The following is a 21,495-nucleotide window of genomic DNA, read 5'->3' on the forward strand; positions in this document are numbered from 1 at the left end:
AAATATCTCTCCTTCTGCTTTGTATATTAGCAATCACTTTGCACTAATCCCAAAGCCTTCTTCAGTAATAACTCCCAAAGGGTCTATATTTATAAAATTTTTATCATCCCAAGGTCCTCTTACGATCTTTTTAATGAAATCAATTCTCCCTTTAATTTCCTCATATTTAACATTGAGCAAGCTGGCTATTTGTTTTGATTGTAATACTTCTTCATCTTGAGAAGGACGATCTGTGTGTATGAATAAAACTTTTTTATAACTATCATACATTCTGTTCAATACGCTTAATGCCTTTTTTTCACCATATTTTTCAAGAATACGATGGTGATCAGAAAGTATTGATTTCTCTGTAATCATCCACCCACAAGTTAAATAAAATATTCCCTTTTCTTTTTCAAAATCACACACATAACCCTTATCTGGAGCAAGAAATACAGAAATACAATCATGAACCCTTGGTATTGTAAGTGCACAATTAGTTGCCTTTAAGTCCCTGGCAGCACCTCCGCACAAACCAAAAGCCAAAATAATTCTGCTATAACCTAAAGATTTATCAATAATATTTTGAAGTTCCCTGCCAAGCTTCTTAGGATAAAGATGATAATCCATAGATATAAACTCAAATTCTTCATGGGGTAATGGCTCTATTGATAATATTTCTTCTTTCATAACCTCACAAGCTATTACTTTTATCTTCATCATTATATCTCCCTGCTATTTCACATAACTAAACTTCAATTCAACAAACTATTATAGCTAATGATATAACTACTAATTTTCAAACCAAATATATTTTTAGAAAAGACTTATCAAATTTTCTTTATTTAAATTAACTCCTATTACACACACCTGTCCAGTATAGTCAGGTTCTGTGTCTCTTATTTCAAATTCATTTGGTACAAAATCAAACTCAACCCAATGATTTCTATCTGTCTGTACTATTCCTTTTGCTCTCAATACTTTGCCGTATAACTGTTCATTTTTAAAATTACTAAATATATATTTTAAAGTTTCTACTGAAAATAATTTAGGTGTTTCAATTCCCCAGCTGCTAAATATATTTGGGGCTGAATTTTTTCTTATGGTTTTAAATTTTGTTTCTACCTTTGGCCTTTTAATTATATTTACTTTTCTAAATAAATCCTTCTCACCATCCTTTTCTCCAACTTTAACGATACTATCTCCTGTTAAATCATCCCAAGGCGTGGTTATAATATTTGCCCTTTTGTTGAGCTCTCTTATTTTTGAAACTACACTCTGTAATTTTTTATAATCAACATTTTGTGTCCTGCTTAACACAATTGTATTGGCATAAATAATTTGATCTTTATAAAATTCACTGAAAAAATCAATAAAATCTTCATACATTGTAATATCAACAACTGTAATTATCATATTAAGAAGCACTTCATTATTTGCCTCAAGTTTTTTTACAATTTTAACTATTTCAGAAAGTTTGCCTACTCCCGAAGGTTCAATAATAATTCTTTTTGCTTCCTGTGAACTAATAATTTCTTGAAGTGCATTATTAAAATCATTAAGGATTGAACAGCAAATACATCCAGCATTTATTTCTTTAACTTTCACATCACACTTCTGTAAAAATTTATCATCAATACTAACTTCACCAAACTCATTTTCAACAACAATAACTTTCTCAGTATAGAAATTTTCATTTATTAACTTTTTTATTAATTTGGTCTTACCTGCACCTAAAAAGCCTGAAAAAATATCAATTTTTATTTTCATTGTCTCACTTCCTAAAATTACTGATAATCGCTGCAGAATTATATGTAAAATACTGGATAGTTGTTTGAAGATGTCTAATTCAGATTTTTTAAGACCTGAATTAGACCTAAATATGTTCCTATATATTAGTTACTCTATCTCCCATATCTTCTAGATGCTTCAACCATTGCTGCTGCACTAAGTAGGTTTCCATTAGGAGGGAATTCACAGCCTGTAGAAAGAATAAATCCAGCTTCATTTTTTCTGAATAAATCAATTTGATTTTTGCAGTCTTCTAATATTTCATCAGCAGACATAACCAATCCTGTATCAGCAGGATCTGAATATCCAATAGTAACTACTTTCTTTCCCCAAGTTTTAGCATGCTCTTCCCAGGTTTTAGATCCGTGGGCAGGATGTGCTACAGATATTGCCACAGGATCTGACCATTTTATTACCTCTTCAAAATACACTCCGTCTCCGCAATTGTGTATTGATACTGCTGCACCTGTCTCACGAATGGCATCAGCAATACGTTTAAGATATGGGCCCTCAAATTTTTCCCATGTTGTATTTCTAAGTACCGTTCCTGAAGAATACAAAGGATCTATACATACTGAATGAGCTCCTGCCTCTGCTTGAGCTTTAGCATATTCTACAAGTACATCAGTTATAATATCTACTGCTTCCAGAACCTCTTCAGGATGCTTAATAAGATCTACAAACAAATTTTTGTGTCCTCTCATTTGAGACAATACACCTAACGGACCATATACAAATCCAAGGATGGCCACTTCATTTCCCTTTGCCTTTGAAAGACCTTTTATTGTATCAACAACTTGTTTCATACGCCTTGTTTCTCTAGGATTTATTTTTTTAACTTTATTATATTCATCAACAGTGGCAATTAATTGATTATTAAAATCGGGATACGCCGTACTATGCTTTGGGAAAATCAATTCTTGTCCAAAATCAGCAGCCTCTACTGAGAGATCCACAAGTAATAAAAATGCATCATGTCCTATCAATTCCTGAGCTGCCAATAAACTTTTAGTTGCTATTTCTGCATCATTAGACCATTTATCATATCTTGTACCTGTAACCCTGTATGAAGCACCACAAACTAGTGGTACAGCCGGAACCCTATCTGCTTTTTTATGCTGCAGAGTAAGAACAACCCTTTCAAGTGAAGTTAATTCATCTTTTTTTTGTATCAGTGACATACCCTTTACCTCCTTTTTATTTAAACTATTCTTCAATTAAAATACTCTCTAGCTCTTTGTCTCCAATCAATCTTTTTGCAAGTGTCACAGCTTCTGCAGCATTTATGGAGTATCCATCAGCCCCAATCTTATCTGCATATCCTTGAGATACGGGACCTCCTCCTATCATAACTTTGAAATTCTCTCTTATATTTTCTTTATTGAGAAGCTCTATGACTTCATTCATTCCTTCCATTGTAGTAGTCATCAAAGTAGAAAGTACTATAATTTCAGCATTCTCTTCCTTTGCCTTTTCCACAAAGGTTGAAGGTGGAACATCTCTTCCAAGATCAATAATGTCAAAACCCGCAGTTTCAAGCATAATCTTTACAAGATTTTTTCCTATATCATGGGTATCCCCTTCAACTACACCTATAACTACTTTGTGTTTTATCTCATCATCTTTAGCTTTTATATGGGGCTTTAACACATCCAAACCTGCATACATTGCATCAGAGCACAACAAAAGTTCGGGAACAAAATATTCTTCCTCTTCAAAAAGTTTTCCTGCCTCATCCATACCTGCTGACAACCCTTTATCTATGGCCTCATATGCATCCAATTTTTCAGAAATAACCTGGTTAGAAATATTTACTGCTTCCTCCTCATCCATATTCAATACAGAATCTGCTAACTTTCTATATAATTCATCTCTATTAACTGACATTTTTTAACCTCCATTTTATCATTTATACTTGCTATGTTTTTTGTATACACTTCTTTAATCACAACATATCAAAGTGATTCTTAGATTCAGTTGGCACTATAATTCAATTTTTCGATTATTATATGATATTTTCCAGAATTAGAATATTTTTCTGAAAAAGGGCAACACATTCTAGACATTGTTTTAAAATACTTATGCATAAGTACATATTAATTTTATTTATAGACGTCTTTTTAGATTGTTATAAGTCATAATTAGAAAAATAAAAAAACTCCCGCCTCAATACAGAGGCAGAAGTTAACTTCCACGGTTCCACTCTGTTTATTATGTATTAAAAACAAAGTACATAATAACTCATAAATATTGGTACAATAATACCTCAACGCTTTAACGGGCGTACCCACTGAAGTCTACTAACATTTCAATTCAGAACTCCGAGACGCACTTCAATCAATTTCCACTCAAAATCTCTTACACCCAATGGAGATTTCTCTCTGACAGCTTCCATGAATTTACTTCTTCTCATCTTCGCTTTTATTACTATTCCTATTTATTAACTTTGATTTAATGTTATTATATGCACTATTTTCTAATATGTCAATAAAAAAATAATATTTTTTCAATTAAATAAAGGTGTAGTTATTATTTAGCTCAAGTTTCCACACGCAGGAGTCTTCCACCATTTTATTACTACAATTCATGCATTTATGTCCTAAAATCTTAACATTTTTTTCATCCAATAAACTGCAAATAGCTTCTCCATATTTAATGTCCTTTTTTATTTTTATAGGACTTGATTCACAGAAACCTGATTTTTCAAAAGGTAAAGAAGTCCTTGCACAAAGATGTATTATAGAGTTATCAATATAGTCCTCTAAACTTTTTATAAGACTATAAGATATCTCGCCACTGAATTTTTTATAAATTTTAGGACCTATAATATCAATATCACCGCTGGGATCTGCATAGGATATTATTCTGGCACCTCTTTCTAAAGCTTTAATGATATATTTTCTAATACTATTTTGTATAGTTAAAAGTGCATTATAAATAATATCACCTTGTCGTCTTAATCCCCTGTAAATAGCTAAGTTATCTATTAACAAAGTCAATATAGTAAAGGGAGCTTCTACATTAAGTGCCACAATATTTCCCTTTTTACTCAATATTTCAATACAATCCAGTATTTCTTTTATCCTACCCTTATCCGTATCAAATTCATGGACATCTGAAAGCTCTTCAATTTTAGCATACTTAAAACCATCTATTAAAATTCCATTGCTATCTTCATCTAACCTCACCTTGGCACCAAAAGCTTCTGCTTCCGCAGTTACAGAAAAGGGTATGTAGCAGATACAATTTTTATCAACTTCCTTTATTTTTTCAGAAACAACAGCCATATAATCTTTTTTAAAATGTGCATCTCCAAAATGTATGTCTGTTTTATCTAAAATTGCTGTTGGAATTTGTTCTATACTTTCACCTTTACATATGGAGTCAATATCAAAATTCATTATTTATCCCACCCCTTTCACTTTTAATTAATCCTCATATCCCACTAGACTTTTAGCAAGTCTAACTGCTTCTACAGCATTTGCAGAATATCCATCAGCTTTAATTTTATCTGCAAAATCTTGAGATATACAGCCACCGCCAACCATAACCTTGAAATTTCCTCTGTCATTTTGTTCTTCCAAAATGCCAATAACCTCTTCCATACGTTTCATAGTAGTTGTCATCAAATTAGACACTGCTATAATATCTGCATTTATTCTTTTAGCCTCTTCATAGAATTTTATTGGAGGAACGTCCCTGCCTATATCCAGTACCTCAAATCCTGCTGCATCCAACATAAGTTTTACAAGAGTTTTTCCTATGTCATGGGTATCTCCTTCAACTACACCTATAACTATTTTATATTTACTGCTTTTATTTGATTTATTTAAGTACGGTTCCAAAACATCAATCCCGGCATACATGGCATCTGAACACATAAGAAGTTCTGTAACAAAATACTCCTCTTCTTCAAAAAGAACTCCAGCTCTCTCCATTCCTTGGGAAAGCCCTTCTGTTATAGCCTCATAAGCATCTAGTTTTTCTTCAATCACTTGATTTGACAGTAAAATTACAGTATCCTCGTCCATCTCAACCACTGCATCTGATATTTTCTTGAAAAGCTCATGTTTTTTAATTGACACTTATGTCCTCCTCTCCATGTTATTATCCAAATTGTAGTCATTCTCTAATAACTGAATAATATCTTAATTTCTATGATAATACAAATAAATATTTCTGTATATGTTTCCATTCTACAAACTTTATTGTTACAAAATTATTAGTACAAAACTTATAACCCTGAACCCCATTTTTGTGTCATTACAGTTGAAGAATATTTTTCTAATTTCCAATCTGGAATACCACATTTGCCACAGGCACAAAAAGCCCACTTATTTCTAAGCCATCTGGCTGCCCTACTCTTTTTAGAACTCCACACCTGAAACTCCATGTTACAGTGGGTAACTATTTTGCAGCGATTGCCCTGGATTTCTATGGACTTAATTCCATGAAGTACACCTGATCGTGAAGGCCAAAGCTTGATTTTTTCAATCAACTTAAAAAAGTTTACATTTTTTCTATAATATTTTTTCTTTTTATTTTGTTTGGTTTCAGTACTTATTTGCGTGTTTTTTATAGTATTCACTTTTAAAACCCCTTTCAGAATTTTCACTTTAAAAATTTATATACTCATATTAGGATAAAGCATGAAATAGCATTGTTACTACACCCAATTCCAGCACATCATGTATTAATCGATCTTTGATTATTGGCATACAGTCTTTTTCCAATCCTAGCGGTATACCTGGAGCCGATATTAGTGTGCTTTCACTTATATATTGTTTCATAATAATATTTTTTGCAGGAGTAGCGTCAAATATCAAATTATTATTTTTCAAAGAAGTATGAAATTCCGTCAATATTTCAACTTCTGGAAATAAATCTCTTAGTCTTTCAGCCTTTTGTCTCAAGATATCATATACTAAAACTTTAGCTCCATGAGCTGTCATAAAGGATGCTGCCCCAATCCCCACAGGACCTGCACCAATTAGTAATACAGTCTTATTTCTTAATCCTCCTGACATCAAATCTAGTGCAGCCGCATAACCTCTTCCTGTATCGAAACTATTGTCAGCTATATTATAATTACAAGTATTGATTGCAATAAATTTGTCATCATCCGCAATAAAAATAATTTTTGCATGTCTTTTATAAGCTTCTTCTAAACCTTGTACATCACTATTATCTGTAATAAAAGCTTTGAATCCTGTAATTTCTATAATATTTTTAATAGTCTCGGAAAATCCATCTATAATTCCATTACCACTAGTAATTGGCACAATTGCAATTAAATCATTTTTTATATAATCCTCATAACTCTCTTTTTCCCAGTCAACGGCGTACATTGCTACTTCTGCTAAGGATTTTCCTAACTTATTAAACATAGATTTGTTGTATTTACATAAATTTTCTGAAATTCCTGAAATATCATTTGATTTAAGTAACGTCATTTTGTACATCATCTCCACTTCAATTATAGTTACAAGCACATATTTCTTTTCACCTAAGTGGTAAAGAATGTTTATAGCTTAAAATATCCACTTTTTGTTTAATATTATTTATGACTTCACACCTTTTACGCCATGCCTCTTTGGGATTTTTTCCATTTATTATTAGAGTAGCCACCCACTCTTCTTTATCTGATTCATAATTTGAAATTGCCTCATCTGCTCCAAAAAAGTCCCTATAAAATTTTAAATGACCGGCTTTACCCATAATATGTTCACCACATACCTTAACCTCACCCTTGTCAACTTTTATATGCTCATATACTGTACCTCTTTTTTCATTTACTACAAAAGAATTGAATCTTTGATGATTTGAATAAACATACCAGAGACATTCCATCAAATTAATACCTGTAGAATTGTACACTGCCGTTGGTGTTTGGCTTGGCAATCGTGCATCTATCTCCAAAACCTTCATTTTGCCTTTATGCAGGATTACCTCTACATCAAATACTCCTGTTATATTAAGTTCTCTGGCAATTTTAACAGAAATCTCCTCAAACTCTTCTATTTTTCTTTTATCCAATTTAGCAGGGGCTAAGACTCTTTTACAATCATATACTTCATCCATTTCCAATTCCGTAACTTGAAGTACACGGTAATTACCTTCATATCCTATCACTTCCAGAGAATAAGATGGTCCTTCTAAAAACTCCTGTATAACTAAATCATGAAAATCCTCACCTGATTTAATAAATTGATTAAATTGTGTTTCATTTTCTACTTTATGTACACCTTCACTTCCACTGGCCCCTGAAGGTTTTACAACAACAGGAAAATCAGTATAAGGCCAAACCGTTGGAACAGGTATACTAAGTTTATCGAACAACTTGTCCGATATAATTTTAGATGATGATATGGAATATGCATTGCCATCATAAACAATAGGTATGCCGGCTTCCAATGCATATTCATTTAAGGCATCTAAAACCAATTTATTTTCTAGTGCCGGAATAATAAATTGTATATTTTTCAATACCCTACTAAGTTTTGTTTTTTCCAACACATCAAGCTTATAAAAATAATCACAAAGTAAAACCGCCGGTGCATCTAAATCTTTATCTATTAAGACAACTTCCCATCCAGCTTTTTTTGATAAATATACAGCTTCAACTCCTTGAAGTCTTCCGCCTATCACTGCAACCCTCATAATTTCCCCTCCTAAAATATATAGCACTAATGCTTCTTTGCTTTATCTACCCACTGCATGTACTCTTCTTTTGTAGCTCCAATTAAACCACTTTCTCTTAAAATAGGAATTACACCTTTAACAGTTCTATTGCCATCATCAATATTCAATGTGCTCTGTGAAACACCTACTAGTCCTCCTTTAGGTGGAATTATAGAAGTTACAACATTAGCACCCGCCTCCAATCTTTCTTTTAATCCTATAATACCTTCAACGTCAAGGGATGCAGGTATCAACTTGTCAGGAAATAAAAGCCTCATCACTGCAATAATATTTAGTTCCAGCAAATCATCTGTTATTTTTTGGCTAAAAAGCGGTGTTCCCTTCTGAGGTACAAAACTCATAGTTCTAACTTGCTGGGCACCTAACTTTTTCATTTGAAACATTGAATCTGCAATATCATCTAAGCTGCTCCAGTATCCTACTAATAACCCTTCTTCAATTAACAGTCCCAGATTTTTGGCAGAAATTTTTGTATTCCACCTTTCATCATAACTTTGATTTATTCTCAGTTTTTCATATTTCTCTCTACTATGTGTTTCTTGATAACATGCATACCAATCAGCACCTGCTTTTTTTAAGCCCATAAGAACATTTTGGGGAACAACCCCTGGAGAGATCATTATAGGCAATTTAACTTTATCCCTTACAGAACTAACAATTTTAATTAATTTTTCATAACCCTTTTCATTATTGCAATGATACTTTGGATCTTCCCCCATAGTCAAATCTATTAAGTTAATACCAGATTCCCCTAAGGATTCTGCCAAATCTACAATTTCTTTTTCTGTTTTTCTGTATCTTTTACAGTAGTGGTTAGATTTTCTATAAAAGCAAAAAGTACAGTCATTTTTGCAGTATGTAGAAAAATATACAAATCCATACAAAAACACTTTATTGTTAAAATATTTTTTTCTAAGCTCTTTTGATACTTTAAAAACCTCACATCTTTCTTCTGATTTTGTTAAACTGAGTAGATATATTATCTCTTCTTTAGACAATTCCAACTCACATCTGGCTTTTTCCAATACGTTATCAATATTTAAACTTTTCATAAGATACCCCTTCTCATAATTTCATCAATTATTTCTACATTTCATCTATATATTAAGTCTAATGCCATTTAAGTAAGTTAAACTTCTACCCATTCTACTTACATTAGGTGAATTTTCCGTAATCATCAAAATACGTTCCAAACCAAATCCAATCCCTATCCAACTGTCAGTTATTCCCCAATTTTCATCTAAAAAATGAGGTCCCATGGAACAAGATGCTATTTCCGTATCTCCATACATGATATCTATTGTATCTCCATATACCACAGATGAAGTTTTCTCCAGACTATAGCCTTCTATTCCCACTACATTCATTATTATAGATGCCATTTCTTCAATCCTCTGTTGTCGTTTATCCATAGGTACCCCCCATTCTACTAGATTTAACATTGTAAATTCATTTAAATGGTGACTTCCCTGTGATTCCTTTCTAAAGCACGAACCAACTTCAAATATTCTTACAGGCTTTTCCCATATACGCAGCAGATCTTTAGATATATAATACAGATTAGGAGCCAGCATAGGTCTTAAACACTTTTTATCATCCAGCCAAAAAACCTGAGAATATAATTCATGTTCATCATCAATGCTCATCTTTTGTAACAGTCCTTTAGACAAAATAGTTGGTGTAGCCACTTGAACGAAATCATTATTTATTAAAGCTTGTATAAGCTTACTGGTTAAGCGGCATAGTACAGGCCTTTTGGTCTCATTTTTTAGTATATTAAGTTCAGCTCTATTTTCTTTTACAAATATCTTTTCAAATTTTTTAAAAACAGCATTACGTTCTTCCTCACTTAAAAAAGTTACATCTTTTTTATCTTCTGGAACATTCAATTCACTCAATCTCTTCAGCTGCAATTCTGTCCATTTAAAATTCATTTTATATCACCAACCTTTCGTATTATTTGGGAATACTATCAAGAATATGTTTAATATGCGGAAACTCATCTTTGCTGTGGGGAAAATTCATAGCATCATAAAACTGAATTTGAAAATCTTCTTCTGCTGCAGATTCAACAAACTGAATATTTTTAGCAATTTCATCAGCTTCAACTCTTTTACTTATGTTTAAAAGAGCCATTTTTGCCCCTTCACCTGCTGCATTTCCGACATTTATAACATTTTTCAAATCGCAATCTGGAAACAGTCCTATAACAAGGGCATTTTCCTTATTGATATAATTGCCAAAGGCACCAGCTAATATGATACCATCTACAAAGTCCACACCCCTTTTTCTCATTAGAATCTTCGCTCCTGCATATAGTGCAGATTTAGCAAGCTGAACCGCCCTTACATCTTTTTGTGTAATAGAAATGTCTTTTCCTATATACGTGTCCTGTTTCCATGCAAGAACATACTCCATTCTGCCTTCCTCGTCTCTACGTATTCTATGAGATTTTATCTTTTTATTAAATGCACCATCAGTTCCAATTATCCCTGTTTTATACATCTCTGCAATGGCATCAATTATTCCCGATCCACATATTCCTTTTGCTCTTTGCATACTGTTTATAGTATTCCAGTGATCTTCTCCAATTACTTTAAAATCAGGTTCTAAGGATATAGGATCTATTTTTACTTTCTCAATTGCCCCAGAAGCTGCCCTCATTCCATATTTGATTTGTGCCCCTTCAAGCGCCGGTCCTGTGGCACAGGAAGTTGAAAACAACATTTCATTATTTCCGAAATCTATTTCACCATTTGTCCCAATATCAATTGCCATAAGCAATTTATCCTGTTTATAGGGCTCTTCTGAAATTAGTACAGAAACATTATCAGCACCTACAAAGCCAGCTTCAATTGGCAAACTATAAACATAAGCACCTTTACAAATATTTATACCTAGTTCTCTTGATTTAATATCTAATCCATGTTTTACTGCAGATGGAAAAGGAGACTGTCCCAGATACTCAGGATCTATATTTAAAGTTATATGGTGCATAGCAGTATTAAACACAAGTACCATATCATATACCTGAGTAACACTTGCATGTATTGAAGTAACCATTTGTTCCAAAAGCTTATTTATTTCTTTAATAATTAAAGTATGCATTTCTTCAAGTCCATTTTTGTTCATAACACAATATGAAATTCTGGAGAGTACATCATCTCCATATTTAATCTGAGGATTCAAACTTGAAGCCTGCTTTAGGACTTCACCAGTAGATAAGTCACATAAGCTAGCTGCAATAGTTGTGGTGCCTATATCTATGGCAACTCCATATACTTCCTCATTTAATCCTGGCTCTACAGATATAATCTCCTTATCCATCCACAATGCCACAGTTATTTTGTACTTTTGTTTTCTAAGTATAGAAGATAAAACTGTCAGCACTCTGTAGTCAATAACTATGTCTTCTTTTAAATGTTTATATGTATAAACTAATGCATCTCTAACACGAGTAAAATCATCTCTATAATCCTGAAGTGTTGGTTTTTCCAATTCTATATAATATTTTTTCACTGCAGAATTTAAATTAAATAATTTTGATTTGGAAGCTTCAAGAATTACTTGTTTTCCCCGCTCACTTTCAGCTGGAACAGAAATCACTATGTCTCCAGTTATTTTAGTACAACAAGCTAATCTATAATTTTGTAACTGTTCCTCTTTGGTTAGTATTTCTTTTTCTTTTTCTGTAATAGGTGATACATTGTTAGTATCAGAATTAATCCCGTATTTCTCAAAAAATCCTTTTTCTAATTTAACTTTACATTTTCCACAAGTCCCATTACCACCACAAGGTGATTCTAAATCGACACCAAATTTCCGGGATACTTCTAAAATAGTTTCACCTGAACATACAATACCTCTACGTCCTATAGGCTGAAAAATAACATTTACCTGCATTAATTCCACCTCTTCTAATTTATTTAAATTTGAAAATCAAAAAATCCCATTACTTATTAAAATTTTTATAAAGCAGCATAAAAATTTAAACAAATAATGGAATCCTATCAAAAAATCCACAAATAATAATCTATATAATTCACAATTATTTTTCAACAGAAAAATAGTCAAGATTATATAATGGCGAAGAGTCCGGGAGTCACACCCGGCTACACGGATTTAGAGTCCATGTGATCCTTCCGATCCACCCTCCATGATAAAAAGAGTACCTTGACTATTTTAGGAATATTATATTGTATTTTATCACTTACCTGGTTATAATGTCAATTACTTCAGGTTTGCACTTTACGCATCAAACTACTAACTTGAAAATGAAACCCGGGGTCTTTAGAACCCCGGAATCTTGCTCCAGGATCCTATAACTTATTCCAGTAAGTAAGCCCTAAATCAGTCAAAATCTTTACTGCTTCATCATATATGTCTATATACTCTTTAGTAGGAACCAAGTTTACAACATCATAACATTCTTCAAAAGGTTTGCCTTTTGGAGCTGTTTTGTAATTTTTCTCATATAATGCTATAAGTTTGTTTAAAATTTCATTTACTTTTTCAGTGTCCATTCCCGCAACTGCTATAGCCGATTGTGCCATCATTCTTGCCTCTAAGCCAGTAGTAAAATTAGTAGCTACACCTTTTGCAGATGCAACCCCTGATAAAATTTCACGGCCGCTTGCAGTATCAGTAATAGCCTGTGCTGCTGTTTCAAGCAGGCACATAACAGTACACGGCCCAGCTAAGGTATAATATTGATTTCCCAATATCAAATGTGTATTAGCCTCTATTGCCATTGCACAATGGGCAGCTACAGCTAAAGCCTCTCTAGCAGTAGTTATACCCCAACGTACATGGATAGGACCATCTAAATGCCATGTTGCCTGGGTCATAATAAACGCATTTATAGTGGATGCCACATCTACAATTGTAGTTTCTTCTAAACCACCTGCATATCCACCATATATAGGCATCTGTTCACTCATGATAATATTTCCAGCCAATACATAATGAGCATTAAAAACCAATGCACCTACATCAATTTTTAACTCATTTAACTGGGATATTTCATGACTGTCAGATGCTCTCATTCCACCTGGAAAATCTGCTGCAATTACTCCAGCTGGCGAAAGTGAAGTTTCGTTTCCCTACAATCCCATTCCAGGTCTGCCAGCTCTTAGCTGTGCAGTCCTTACCATAATTGCTTCAGATTTAACTGCAGCAATTTCCCAAGGGCTTCCTGGTATAGGATCGTGTCCATTAATTGTTTGTAATACACCATCAACTATAGTGTCAACTAAAGATTCTTGTGCATATGATTGATGTATTGCCAGAAAATGCTCTTCACTACAAGGTGCACCTGTAGGTCCTCCTTGTATAATAGGGGGTTTAGTATCCTTATAACTTCGACAAGCTAATTCCACAGCATCCTTTCCCTCTCCATATGTTACCCTAGATGGTGCCCCTTCTATGGCAGTTAACACTTCTTCTCTAGTATATTTTATTATTCGTTTTGTATCCATACAGTATATTCCGCATTCTACTAACATGTCTAGTCCTGCTTTAAAGAGATTATTAATTAAATTTTCATCAGTAGGAATGATTTTATTCTTATCCATCTTTATGCCATATTTATTTTTTAATTTAGCAGCTGTCTGCGGTATAACTTTTGAATCCCATTCTTTTTCTTCCATTTTTTGTCCGGTTTTTGCTCTGTCAAAAACATCAAATACAGTAACTTTCTTTCCAATAGTCATAAATTTTACCCCCTTTTCTTAACCATTAATTCTTTTGCAGCTTTTACAGCTCCTGAAGCACTTTCTGAATATCCATCGGCTCCAATTTTCTCAACCCACTCAGAAGACACAGGCGCACCCCCAAACATACACATAAATTGGTCACGTATGCCTTCTTCTTGCAATAAATTAATTATATCTCTTTGTGCCGGCATTGTTGTTGTCATTAGTGCAGAACCAACAATTATGTCAACTTTACATTCTTTTGCTTTTTCAATTACATCTTCCACCGGAACATCACGTCCCATATCAATTACTTGAAATCCACTTGCGGATAACATAGTCTTAACAATGTTTTTTCCTATATCATGTATATCTCCCTGAACAGTATGAATAAGAACTTTTCCTTGTGAAACACTGTTTTTCATTTCATCAGACATTGATTCAGTCAAAATAGCTACAGCTCCTTCAAATGCCTCTGAAGCAACTAATAGATGTGGAACAAATACTTCTCCTTCATCAAAGAGATCACTCATAGTTTCCATTCCTTTAGATAATCCATCATTAATTGCAACTAATGGATCTATACCTGCTTCAACTGCTTCTCTGGCACTTTCTTCTGCCATCTGAGTATCCATTTCTTCAATTGATTTTTGGAGTTTGTCTAAAATCACTTTGGGATCCATTTAATTACCTCCTTTAAACTTTAAATAATTTAAATCTATAATTTCTCCACAAAGATAATAAAAATATTTTATCTTCAACTTTTTTACTCTCTTTATAGGTAAATTAACATTTACTAATTGCAGCATTATTTTAAAAAGATAGACATTTAACAAAAACTTTATCAAAATCTTCACCGTTTGATAACTCAATTACTCCTATTTTGCCCACAAGTTTCTCCATTTCCTCTCTGTAGCCTTTATTTAACAAAAAAGCCCTTCCTCCAGATTTAGATGTATTGCCAATAAAGTCTACTTTCCCTTCAAATCCCTTGGGTAATAATCCTATATTTAAAAGACTTTTTGCCCTTAAATGATATCCAAAAGATCCTGCTATTAATACTTTATCAACTTCTTCTGCTGCTACACCCTTACTTTTCATTAAAAATTCAATTCCCGATCTTACAGCACCTTTGGCTAATTGAACCTGCCTTATATCTTTCTGATATAAAAATACATCTTCAGCTATTTTAAATACAGTTTTACCTTCTTTTTCAATTAGTCTACTTTTCAATGTTTCAGGCAAAACCTCACTATGAATTGATTCAAATTTACCATTTTTTCTTATTACTCCACTTGCCACAAGTTCTCCTACAATATCCAAAAGACCACTTCCACAAATTCCTATTGGCTTACCATTATTAATAGTTTTAATTTCAATAGAGCCATCTTCTTCTATATTAAAATATTCCACAGCCCCCATTGCAGCTCTCATTCCATAAGTAATATTCATACCTTCAAAGGCAGGTCCTGCCGCTGTAGAAGTAGCCGTCAATTCTCCACTTTTCCCTATAACCATTTCTCCATTTGTACCAATATCAACAAACAAAGTTGTTCCGTTTTCATCCTGAAGCCTGGACGCCAATACTCCTGATGTTATATCAGGTCCTACATAAGATGAGATAATAGGAGGCAAATATATTAGCCCTATTTTAGAAATATCCAAATGATGATCCGCTGCACTTAAATAACTTCCTCCCCTTATTTCTGGTGTATAGGGATATTTTCCCAAAGAATTTGGATTTACATTAGTGGCAAGATGTATCATACATGTATTTCCGCTGAAAATCATTTCATATATACTATTTTTATCCACATGAGATTTTACTGAAACTTCTTCTATCATTTTATTGATCTCTTCTATAATTCCAGAATACATAATATGCAGCCCCTTCTCTTCAGAAGCAAATTTTATTCTGGATAATACATCCTGAGCATGGACACTTTGGGGATTTAAGGAAGACACTGAATCCAGCTCTTCTCCAGTATTTACATTTATTAATGATGCTACCAGAGTTGTTGTCCCTATATCCACAACAATTCCATAATTTAGCTCACAGGTATTTCCAACCTCTTCTCCTAAAACTCTTTCTCCTGCATATATATAAGTTTTTCCATCTTTCTCATACTTCTTTTTTATAAAACTGTCTATTTTAATATCAAATATCTTACCATGATTTAGTATTTTTAATGTCTTATTTAAATCTTTTGAAACTACTTCTACATCAATATTTCCTATCACCTTTGACTGACAGGCCAGAACATAGCCTTCTGATTTTTCCTGATCTGTGACATGATGTTGTCCATCACTTTCAATTATATTTTTTATACCCTCCATTGAAATCTTTACTTTACACTTTCCACAAGTACCAACAGCATTACAAGGAGATTCTATAAGTACTTCGGCTTTTCTAGCAGCTTCCAAAATAGTAGTGCCTTCTTCAACTTCTACACTTTTATTGTTTATAAAATTTACTCTTACCATAAAAATTATGACCCCTTTACCACTTCTGTCATTGAAGTTATATTTTTTAATGGAGTTGACGTACTAAGTCCACAAGCAGGTGATATTATATCTATGCCTTCTTTAACTAATCTTTTCGTATGCATAGATACTTTTTCTTCATCACCAAATTCCAGCAGGAATGTGCTCAAGTTTCCCATAGTAGTTAATTTAGGATACTCCTCCTTTAATTGTTTTAAGTTTACAAATGCATCCACACTTATAGCATCAGACCTGAATTCCGGGATATATTTTTTTACGGAACTCATTTTCCCACATATGTGAATAATAACGGGAGTATTCATAGCATGAATGGCATCAACTACCTTATTAAGATACCTTACCGCATATTCCTTAAACATTTTTGGACCTAAAATTTCTCCTGTTGCTGTAGGATCCGCTATTGAAATTACCGAAGCTCCATTTTCTATCATAAGCTTGGAAAGTTCAATAATATGATCAGCAGTATACTCAATCACTTTATGTGCCTCACTGGATTTTTTTCTTAAATCTTTTAAAAAAGTTATAGGATCAACAATTGATGCGGATGTACTCACAGGTCCTGTAATACTACCTATAACAGGTACATCCGGATATTTCTTTGACAGTTCATAAGTAGATTCAATAATAGCTTTAACCCTGGGATTTTTCCCCATGGATCCCAATTCTTTATACACTACACTTGATACAGAAGAAAAAGCTTCTTTTTGTATTTTAGGTTCACATGCAAGAGTTCCATAATTAATTTCACTGCCAAGCACTTCTGACTCCACTGTCATACAAAAAGGTATACCAAAATTTTCGAATCCAGTATTTTCATAAACATCATTAGAAATTTTAGTCATTATATCACTATCCTGGTGGCCGTCTGGTAATTTATTGCCTGTTTTATTCATAATCTCCACAATGGCCGCATTCATCATTCCTCCCGGACAAATTACAGGGGACCTATCAACACTTTTGTTATTTAATACACGTAATATGCGTTCTTTAGGACTTAAATCATTCATTAAAATCACCTCATTTTATACTCCCAAACCTTAAGCTATAACCTCTTTAATAATCTCAGCCCCAACCAAACGTTTAGCTAATCTCACTGCTTCAGAGGCATTTATAGAATATCCATCTGCTCCAATCTTATCTGCAAAGTTTTGAGATACAGGACCTCCTCCAACCATAACTTTGAACTTATGTCTCATATTATCTTTTTTGAGAATCTTTATAACTTCTTCCATAGTATCCATTGTGGTTGTCATAAGACTTGAGATTGCTATTATATCTGCACCAGCATCTTTAGCCTCGTCTATAAATTTTTGAGCTGGTACATCTCTTCCTAAGTCAATTATTTCAAAACCTGCAGTTTCAAGCATAAGCTTTACCAGATTTTTTCCTATATCATGGGTATCTCCTTCCACAACACCTATAACTACCTTATATTTATTTTCATTCTCTGCTTTTTTTAAATAAGGCTTTAAAATATTTAAACCTGCATACATGGCATCTGAACACATTAAAAGCTCTGGAACAAAATATTCTTCTTCTTCAAAAAGCTTACCTGCCCTATTCATTCCATCTGAAAGTCCCTTTTCTATTGCCTCATAAGCATCAATTTTTTCTTCTACAACCTTATTAGCCAGCATAGAAGTTTCTTCTTCTTCCATATTGACAACTGAATCTGATAGGTTCTTAAAAATTTGTTCTTTATCAATCAACATTTTAAATACACTCCCCTTAATATTTAATAATTTAATTTATTATGTCAGAATTTATAATTATGAGCTGCTTCTACCATTGCCTTTACATTTTCTAAGGGTGTATCTGGCGGCAGATCACATCCTGGCATCATAACATAACCCTCTTTTTCACCAGATTTTTTTATACAATCACTGCAAGCCTTCTTAACACCTTCAGGAGTGGAATCTTTCATTACATCAACCGGTCCCATATTTCCACCAAAGGCCATCTTGCCATGGAGAACTTCCCTTGCTTTACTTAAATCCACTTTGGCATCTAGTGAAACTAAATCTACGCCAATGGTTGGATATAAATCTAAAAATTTTGTTACATCTCCGCATATATGGGTCATGATGTATATATCAGCCTTTTTCTTTTTTATCTTGTCTGTTACCTTTGTAAGGCATGGAATTGCAAATTCTTCAAAAAATTTCTTTGATATCATATCCCCGGAGGCAGACATATCAGACATAGATACTATTTCTACTCCAGCATCTACAAACAATGCCAAATACCTATAACATAATTCTGATGTAAAATCTATTAATTCTTTGACAGCTTGCTTGTCCTTTATCATGCCCATCATCAATTTTTCAATTCCAACAATTTGTCCTGCCAAAGTCAATGGTCCCCATTGGCTTACACCTATCATTGTCTTATCACCAATTCTATCCTTTAATATTTCCGTAACCTTTAATAAATTTTGTATTCCTTTATCCTCTCCTATACCACTTAAATCCAATTTATCAACATGGGACAAATCTTTTATCAAAGGTTCTACAATATCAGGTACTCCTTTTTCTCTAAAATTAAGTTTTCCTCCAATAGCTCCTATAATTAAGTTATTATAACCTGATGCTGCCCATACAATATCAGAATTCACTTTTTCATTAGTTTCTATTATTATATTTGCTGCTGCCTTAGGCTCCATCTCCAATGCCTCTTTCAACGAATATCCATTGCTATTGAAACACCAAGCACCACCAGATAAAATAGTCACTGGTATTCTAGGTGTTTTTTCTCTTTTTAATGCTCTCTTCACAATCTCTTTAGCCTCCACTTTGCTTCCTCCTTTTGCTATTTTAATTGTACTTATCAAATTCAAAATCTCCATATATTTTTGCATGGATTATTTTTATTTAATGCAATGTTATCACATAAAATTAGCTTAGCCTATGTTTTGGCACTACAAACTTTATTGTCATCAAAGTACAATTCAATTGTGAAATTATTAAGATACGCCCAGTTTCAGCAATTATATAACATTATTTGGCCAGTGATTTATTAATATATAAATTTTTTTATAATGATCATAGTTAAAATTATAAATACCAACAATAAATAGTTTTATGGATTTTGCAATTTTCGCAAACATAATATTTCACATCTCAATAAAAACTTTTAAATCTGAGGGTTATATTAACTTTCATTATCTGACATAGTTTTTAGTATCTTATAACCTTTCATAGCTAAGAGCAACCTGAGACAGTCCTCCAGGGAATGCAAATTTACATTTAACAAATTTTCAATTTTATTTAATCTATATTTTAAAGTATTTTTATGAATGAATAACTTATCAGATGCCTCTATGATATTTGCATTTTCATTTAAATAAGCATCTAAGGTTTCCATTAAATCTATTTGATTTGTTTTTTCGTAAGATATAAGATCTTTCAAAACATGATTTACATAAATATTTAATAATTCCCTATTTTTAACATTGATTCTAATTAAAAAAAGATATACGTCCATATTCTTTAAGGATAGAGTAATTCCTGACAATCCCTCAATTCGTTTAAGTTTTAACATTTGCTGTGCTTCATAATAACTTTTGTTTATTCCCTTTATACCGGAATAGGCTCCTCCAAGGCCAAAATTAAGAATTATTCCAGGAATTTTTTCTTTTATATTTGTATCAATTTCGTATAATATTTGCTCAAATTTTGTTATATCCTTAAATTTTTGTGTTAGAAAAATTATAGAATCATTTTTAGTTACAGTTATTACATTTCTGGTATTAATTAAGTAAACATTCTTAATTACATGTTTGATTTCATTATGTACTTTATCTATTTTTTCTTTTTTTCTATAATATTTTTCTTTTTCTAAATTTTCAAATCTGTCTATAACTATAATGCCAATTTGATTTAAGGCATTTATATTCATGCCAAAGGATTTAAACTTTTCCTGAACAAATTCAATTTCTAATTTTTTATTATCTAAAATATCCTCCAGTATACCTTTTTCTGACAGTTTATTTATATGGTCAATTATAATAGCTTTGCATATCTCTCTTACCACTTCACTCTCTTTATTCAAATTCACAGGAAGGTAAAAAAGCGGCAATCTTAACTTTTTACTTATTTCAATTACCTCATAAGTCAAATAGCCAATATTTTTATTTGAACAAATTATCAAACCTGTTGCTCCCAAACTATTTATTTCTTTTATAAACTCAATAATTCTATCAATATTGAAATAATTATTTCTTCCGGAAATAATTACTAAATCTCCACTTTGTATGTTTAGATAAATGTCTTTAGTAAATTGAATATAATTCACTTTATAGACCCACTTTATGGGACGACTATTTTCATTTTCTTCACCTATTTTTTTTAAATCTTTTAGACAGTGAAGTTTAAATAAGTCACAACAAAAAAGTGCCATATGCATCACCTCCCAAATAGGCATGTACCTCCAACGGCCATCCAACCTAAAAGTACTAACTCAATAGTAGAAAACACGAAAGTCAACCAATAATTTTAAACACGGACATATATTTTGAATTATATCCATACCCTTATTGCATATGATAGCACAATTCATTATATCTATATATGTTTCTATACAACAAACTTTTTTGTAGTCCAAGTACAACTATATTGATTCTTTATTGTTTATTCCGCAATATATTTGGTATATTAATTATTTAAAAAGTGTATTTTTAATAATATTATATTTTACAGAATTATTAGTCAAGTAAAAATAATATTTTTATTTATATTACACATAAAATTTTAATCGCATTTTTGCAAGTTAATTGATTTAAAATTTCAAAAACATTTGATTAGTATTAAGATTTTTATTACTTATA

At 32.4% G+C, this 21,495-nt stretch carries 18 protein-coding genes and 1 pseudogene; all 19 read right to left on the reverse strand.

Annotation, left to right across the window (positions count from 1 at the left end; translation table 11 throughout):
* Positions 1-33: 33 nt before the first annotated feature.
* A complete protein-coding gene (locus ACJDU8_RS03790; RefSeq protein WP_406790823.1) occupies positions 34-702 on the reverse strand; it encodes a DUF1638 domain-containing protein in 669 nt (222 codons plus the stop codon).
* A gap of 93 nt (positions 703-795) precedes the next feature.
* A complete protein-coding gene (locus ACJDU8_RS03795) occupies positions 796-1,749 on the reverse strand; it encodes a CobW family GTP-binding protein (RefSeq protein WP_406790824.1) in 954 nt (317 codons plus the stop codon).
* Positions 1,750-1,883: 134 nt separating this feature from the next.
* The gene (locus ACJDU8_RS03800; RefSeq protein WP_406790825.1) at positions 1,884-2,951 is read right to left on the reverse strand and encodes a uroporphyrinogen decarboxylase family protein; all 1,068 of its coding nucleotides are present in this window, start codon (positions 2,949-2,951) and stop codon (positions 1,884-1,886) included.
* A 25-nt stretch (positions 2,952-2,976) separates the two neighbouring features.
* Positions 2,977-3,657, reverse strand: a complete 681-nt coding sequence (locus ACJDU8_RS03805; RefSeq protein WP_406790826.1) for a corrinoid protein — start codon at positions 3,655-3,657, stop codon at positions 2,977-2,979.
* Between the two features lie 623 nt (positions 3,658-4,280).
* Positions 4,281-5,171, reverse strand: a complete 891-nt coding sequence (locus ACJDU8_RS03810; protein WP_406790827.1) for a uroporphyrinogen decarboxylase family protein — start codon at positions 5,169-5,171, stop codon at positions 4,281-4,283.
* Between the two features lie 27 nt (positions 5,172-5,198).
* Positions 5,199-5,855, reverse strand: coding sequence for a corrinoid protein (locus ACJDU8_RS03815; RefSeq protein ID WP_406790828.1), 657 nt, complete (start codon positions 5,853-5,855; stop codon positions 5,199-5,201).
* 149 nt (positions 5,856-6,004) lie between these two features.
* A complete protein-coding gene (gene pylSn / locus ACJDU8_RS03820; protein ID WP_406790829.1) occupies positions 6,005-6,358 on the reverse strand; it encodes a pyrrolysine--tRNA(Pyl) ligase small subunit in 354 nt (117 codons plus the stop codon).
* A 49-nt stretch (positions 6,359-6,407) separates the two neighbouring features.
* Complete coding sequence (gene pylD, locus ACJDU8_RS03825) at positions 6,408-7,262, reverse strand: 3-methylornithyl-N6-L-lysine dehydrogenase PylD (protein WP_406790830.1); 855 nt, start codon at positions 7,260-7,262, stop codon at positions 6,408-6,410.
* Between the two features lie 10 nt (positions 7,263-7,272).
* Positions 7,273-8,430: a 3-methylornithine--L-lysine ligase PylC gene (pylC, locus tag ACJDU8_RS03830; RefSeq protein WP_406790831.1), complete on the reverse strand. Its 1,158-nt coding sequence runs from the start codon at positions 8,428-8,430 to the stop codon at positions 7,273-7,275.
* 26 nt (positions 8,431-8,456) lie between these two features.
* A complete protein-coding gene (gene pylB / locus ACJDU8_RS03835; RefSeq protein ID WP_406790832.1) occupies positions 8,457-9,524 on the reverse strand; it encodes a methylornithine synthase PylB in 1,068 nt (355 codons plus the stop codon).
* A 45-nt stretch (positions 9,525-9,569) separates the two neighbouring features.
* A complete protein-coding gene (gene pylSc, locus ACJDU8_RS03840) occupies positions 9,570-10,406 on the reverse strand; it encodes a pyrrolysine--tRNA(Pyl) ligase large subunit (RefSeq protein WP_406790833.1) in 837 nt (278 codons plus the stop codon).
* Positions 10,407-10,428: 22 nt separating this feature from the next.
* Positions 10,429-12,375: an ASKHA domain-containing protein gene (locus ACJDU8_RS03845; RefSeq protein WP_406790834.1), complete on the reverse strand. Its 1,947-nt coding sequence runs from the start codon at positions 12,373-12,375 to the stop codon at positions 10,429-10,431.
* 416 nt (positions 12,376-12,791) lie between these two features.
* A pseudogene (locus tag ACJDU8_RS03850) lies at positions 12,792-14,183 on the reverse strand (monomethylamine:corrinoid methyltransferase).
* Between the two features lie 5 nt (positions 14,184-14,188).
* Entirely contained in the window at positions 14,189-14,848 is a 660-nt protein-coding gene (locus ACJDU8_RS03855; protein ID WP_406790835.1) for a corrinoid protein, read from the reverse strand.
* A gap of 130 nt (positions 14,849-14,978) precedes the next feature.
* A complete protein-coding gene (locus ACJDU8_RS03860; RefSeq protein ID WP_406790836.1) occupies positions 14,979-16,649 on the reverse strand; it encodes an ASKHA domain-containing protein in 1,671 nt (556 codons plus the stop codon).
* 5 nt (positions 16,650-16,654) lie between these two features.
* Positions 16,655-17,677 carry a uroporphyrinogen decarboxylase family protein gene (locus ACJDU8_RS03865; RefSeq protein ID WP_406790837.1) on the reverse strand — a complete coding sequence of 341 codons (1,023 nt, stop codon included), beginning with the start codon at positions 17,675-17,677 and terminating at the stop codon, positions 16,655-16,657.
* Positions 17,678-17,707: 30 nt separating this feature from the next.
* A complete protein-coding gene (locus ACJDU8_RS03870) occupies positions 17,708-18,382 on the reverse strand; it encodes a corrinoid protein (RefSeq protein WP_406790838.1) in 675 nt (224 codons plus the stop codon).
* Positions 18,383-18,426: 44 nt separating this feature from the next.
* Positions 18,427-19,500 carry a uroporphyrinogen decarboxylase family protein gene (locus tag ACJDU8_RS03875; RefSeq protein ID WP_406790839.1) on the reverse strand — a complete coding sequence of 358 codons (1,074 nt, stop codon included), beginning with the start codon at positions 19,498-19,500 and terminating at the stop codon, positions 18,427-18,429.
* Positions 19,501-19,820: 320 nt separating this feature from the next.
* Positions 19,821-21,068: a helix-turn-helix domain-containing protein gene (locus ACJDU8_RS03880; RefSeq protein ID WP_406790840.1), complete on the reverse strand. Its 1,248-nt coding sequence runs from the start codon at positions 21,066-21,068 to the stop codon at positions 19,821-19,823.
* Between the last annotated feature and the right edge of the window lie 427 nt (positions 21,069-21,495).

It is taken from the genome of Candidatus Clostridium eludens, from assembly GCF_045310515.1.
Classification (GTDB): Bacteria; Bacillota; Clostridia; order Clostridiales; family Clostridiaceae; genus Clostridium_B; species Clostridium_B eludens.

Coding starts and splice junctions, on each gene's coding strand:
- ACJDU8_RS03880 (WP_406790840.1), bottom strand. CDS start 21,068: ATGGCACTTTTTTGTTGTGACTTATTTAAACTTCACTGTCTAAAAGAT.
- ACJDU8_RS03865 (WP_406790837.1), bottom strand. CDS start 17,677: ATGAATGATTTAAGTCCTAAAGAACGCATATTACGTGTATTAAATAAC.
- ACJDU8_RS03795 (WP_406790824.1), bottom strand. CDS start 1,749: ATGAAAATAAAAATTGATATTTTTTCAGGCTTTTTAGGTGCAGGTAAG.
- ACJDU8_RS03810 (WP_406790827.1), bottom strand. CDS start 5,171: ATGAATTTTGATATTGACTCCATATGTAAAGGTGAAAGTATAGAACAA.
- ACJDU8_RS03790 (WP_406790823.1), bottom strand. CDS start 702: ATGATGAAGATAAAAGTAATAGCTTGTGAGGTTATGAAAGAAGAAATA.
- ACJDU8_RS03805 (WP_406790826.1), bottom strand. CDS start 3,657: ATGTCAGTTAATAGAGATGAATTATATAGAAAGTTAGCAGATTCTGTA.
- pylSc (WP_406790833.1), bottom strand. CDS start 10,406: ATGAATTTTAAATGGACAGAATTGCAGCTGAAGAGATTGAGTGAATTG.
- ACJDU8_RS03800 (WP_406790825.1), bottom strand. CDS start 2,951: ATGTCACTGATACAAAAAAAAGATGAATTAACTTCACTTGAAAGGGTT.
- ACJDU8_RS03860 (WP_406790836.1), bottom strand. CDS start 16,649: ATGGTAAGAGTAAATTTTATAAACAATAAAAGTGTAGAAGTTGAAGAA.
- pylB (WP_406790832.1), bottom strand. CDS start 9,524: ATGAAAAGTTTAAATATTGATAACGTATTGGAAAAAGCCAGATGTGAG.
- ACJDU8_RS03845 (WP_406790834.1), bottom strand. CDS start 12,375: ATGCAGGTAAATGTTATTTTTCAGCCTATAGGACGTAGAGGTATTGTA.
- ACJDU8_RS03870 (WP_406790838.1), bottom strand. CDS start 18,382: ATGTTGATTGATAAAGAACAAATTTTTAAGAACCTATCAGATTCAGTT.
- pylC (WP_406790831.1), bottom strand. CDS start 8,430: ATGAGGGTTGCAGTGATAGGCGGAAGACTTCAAGGAGTTGAAGCTGTA.
- ACJDU8_RS03855 (WP_406790835.1), bottom strand. CDS start 14,848: ATGGATCCCAAAGTGATTTTAGACAAACTCCAAAAATCAATTGAAGAA.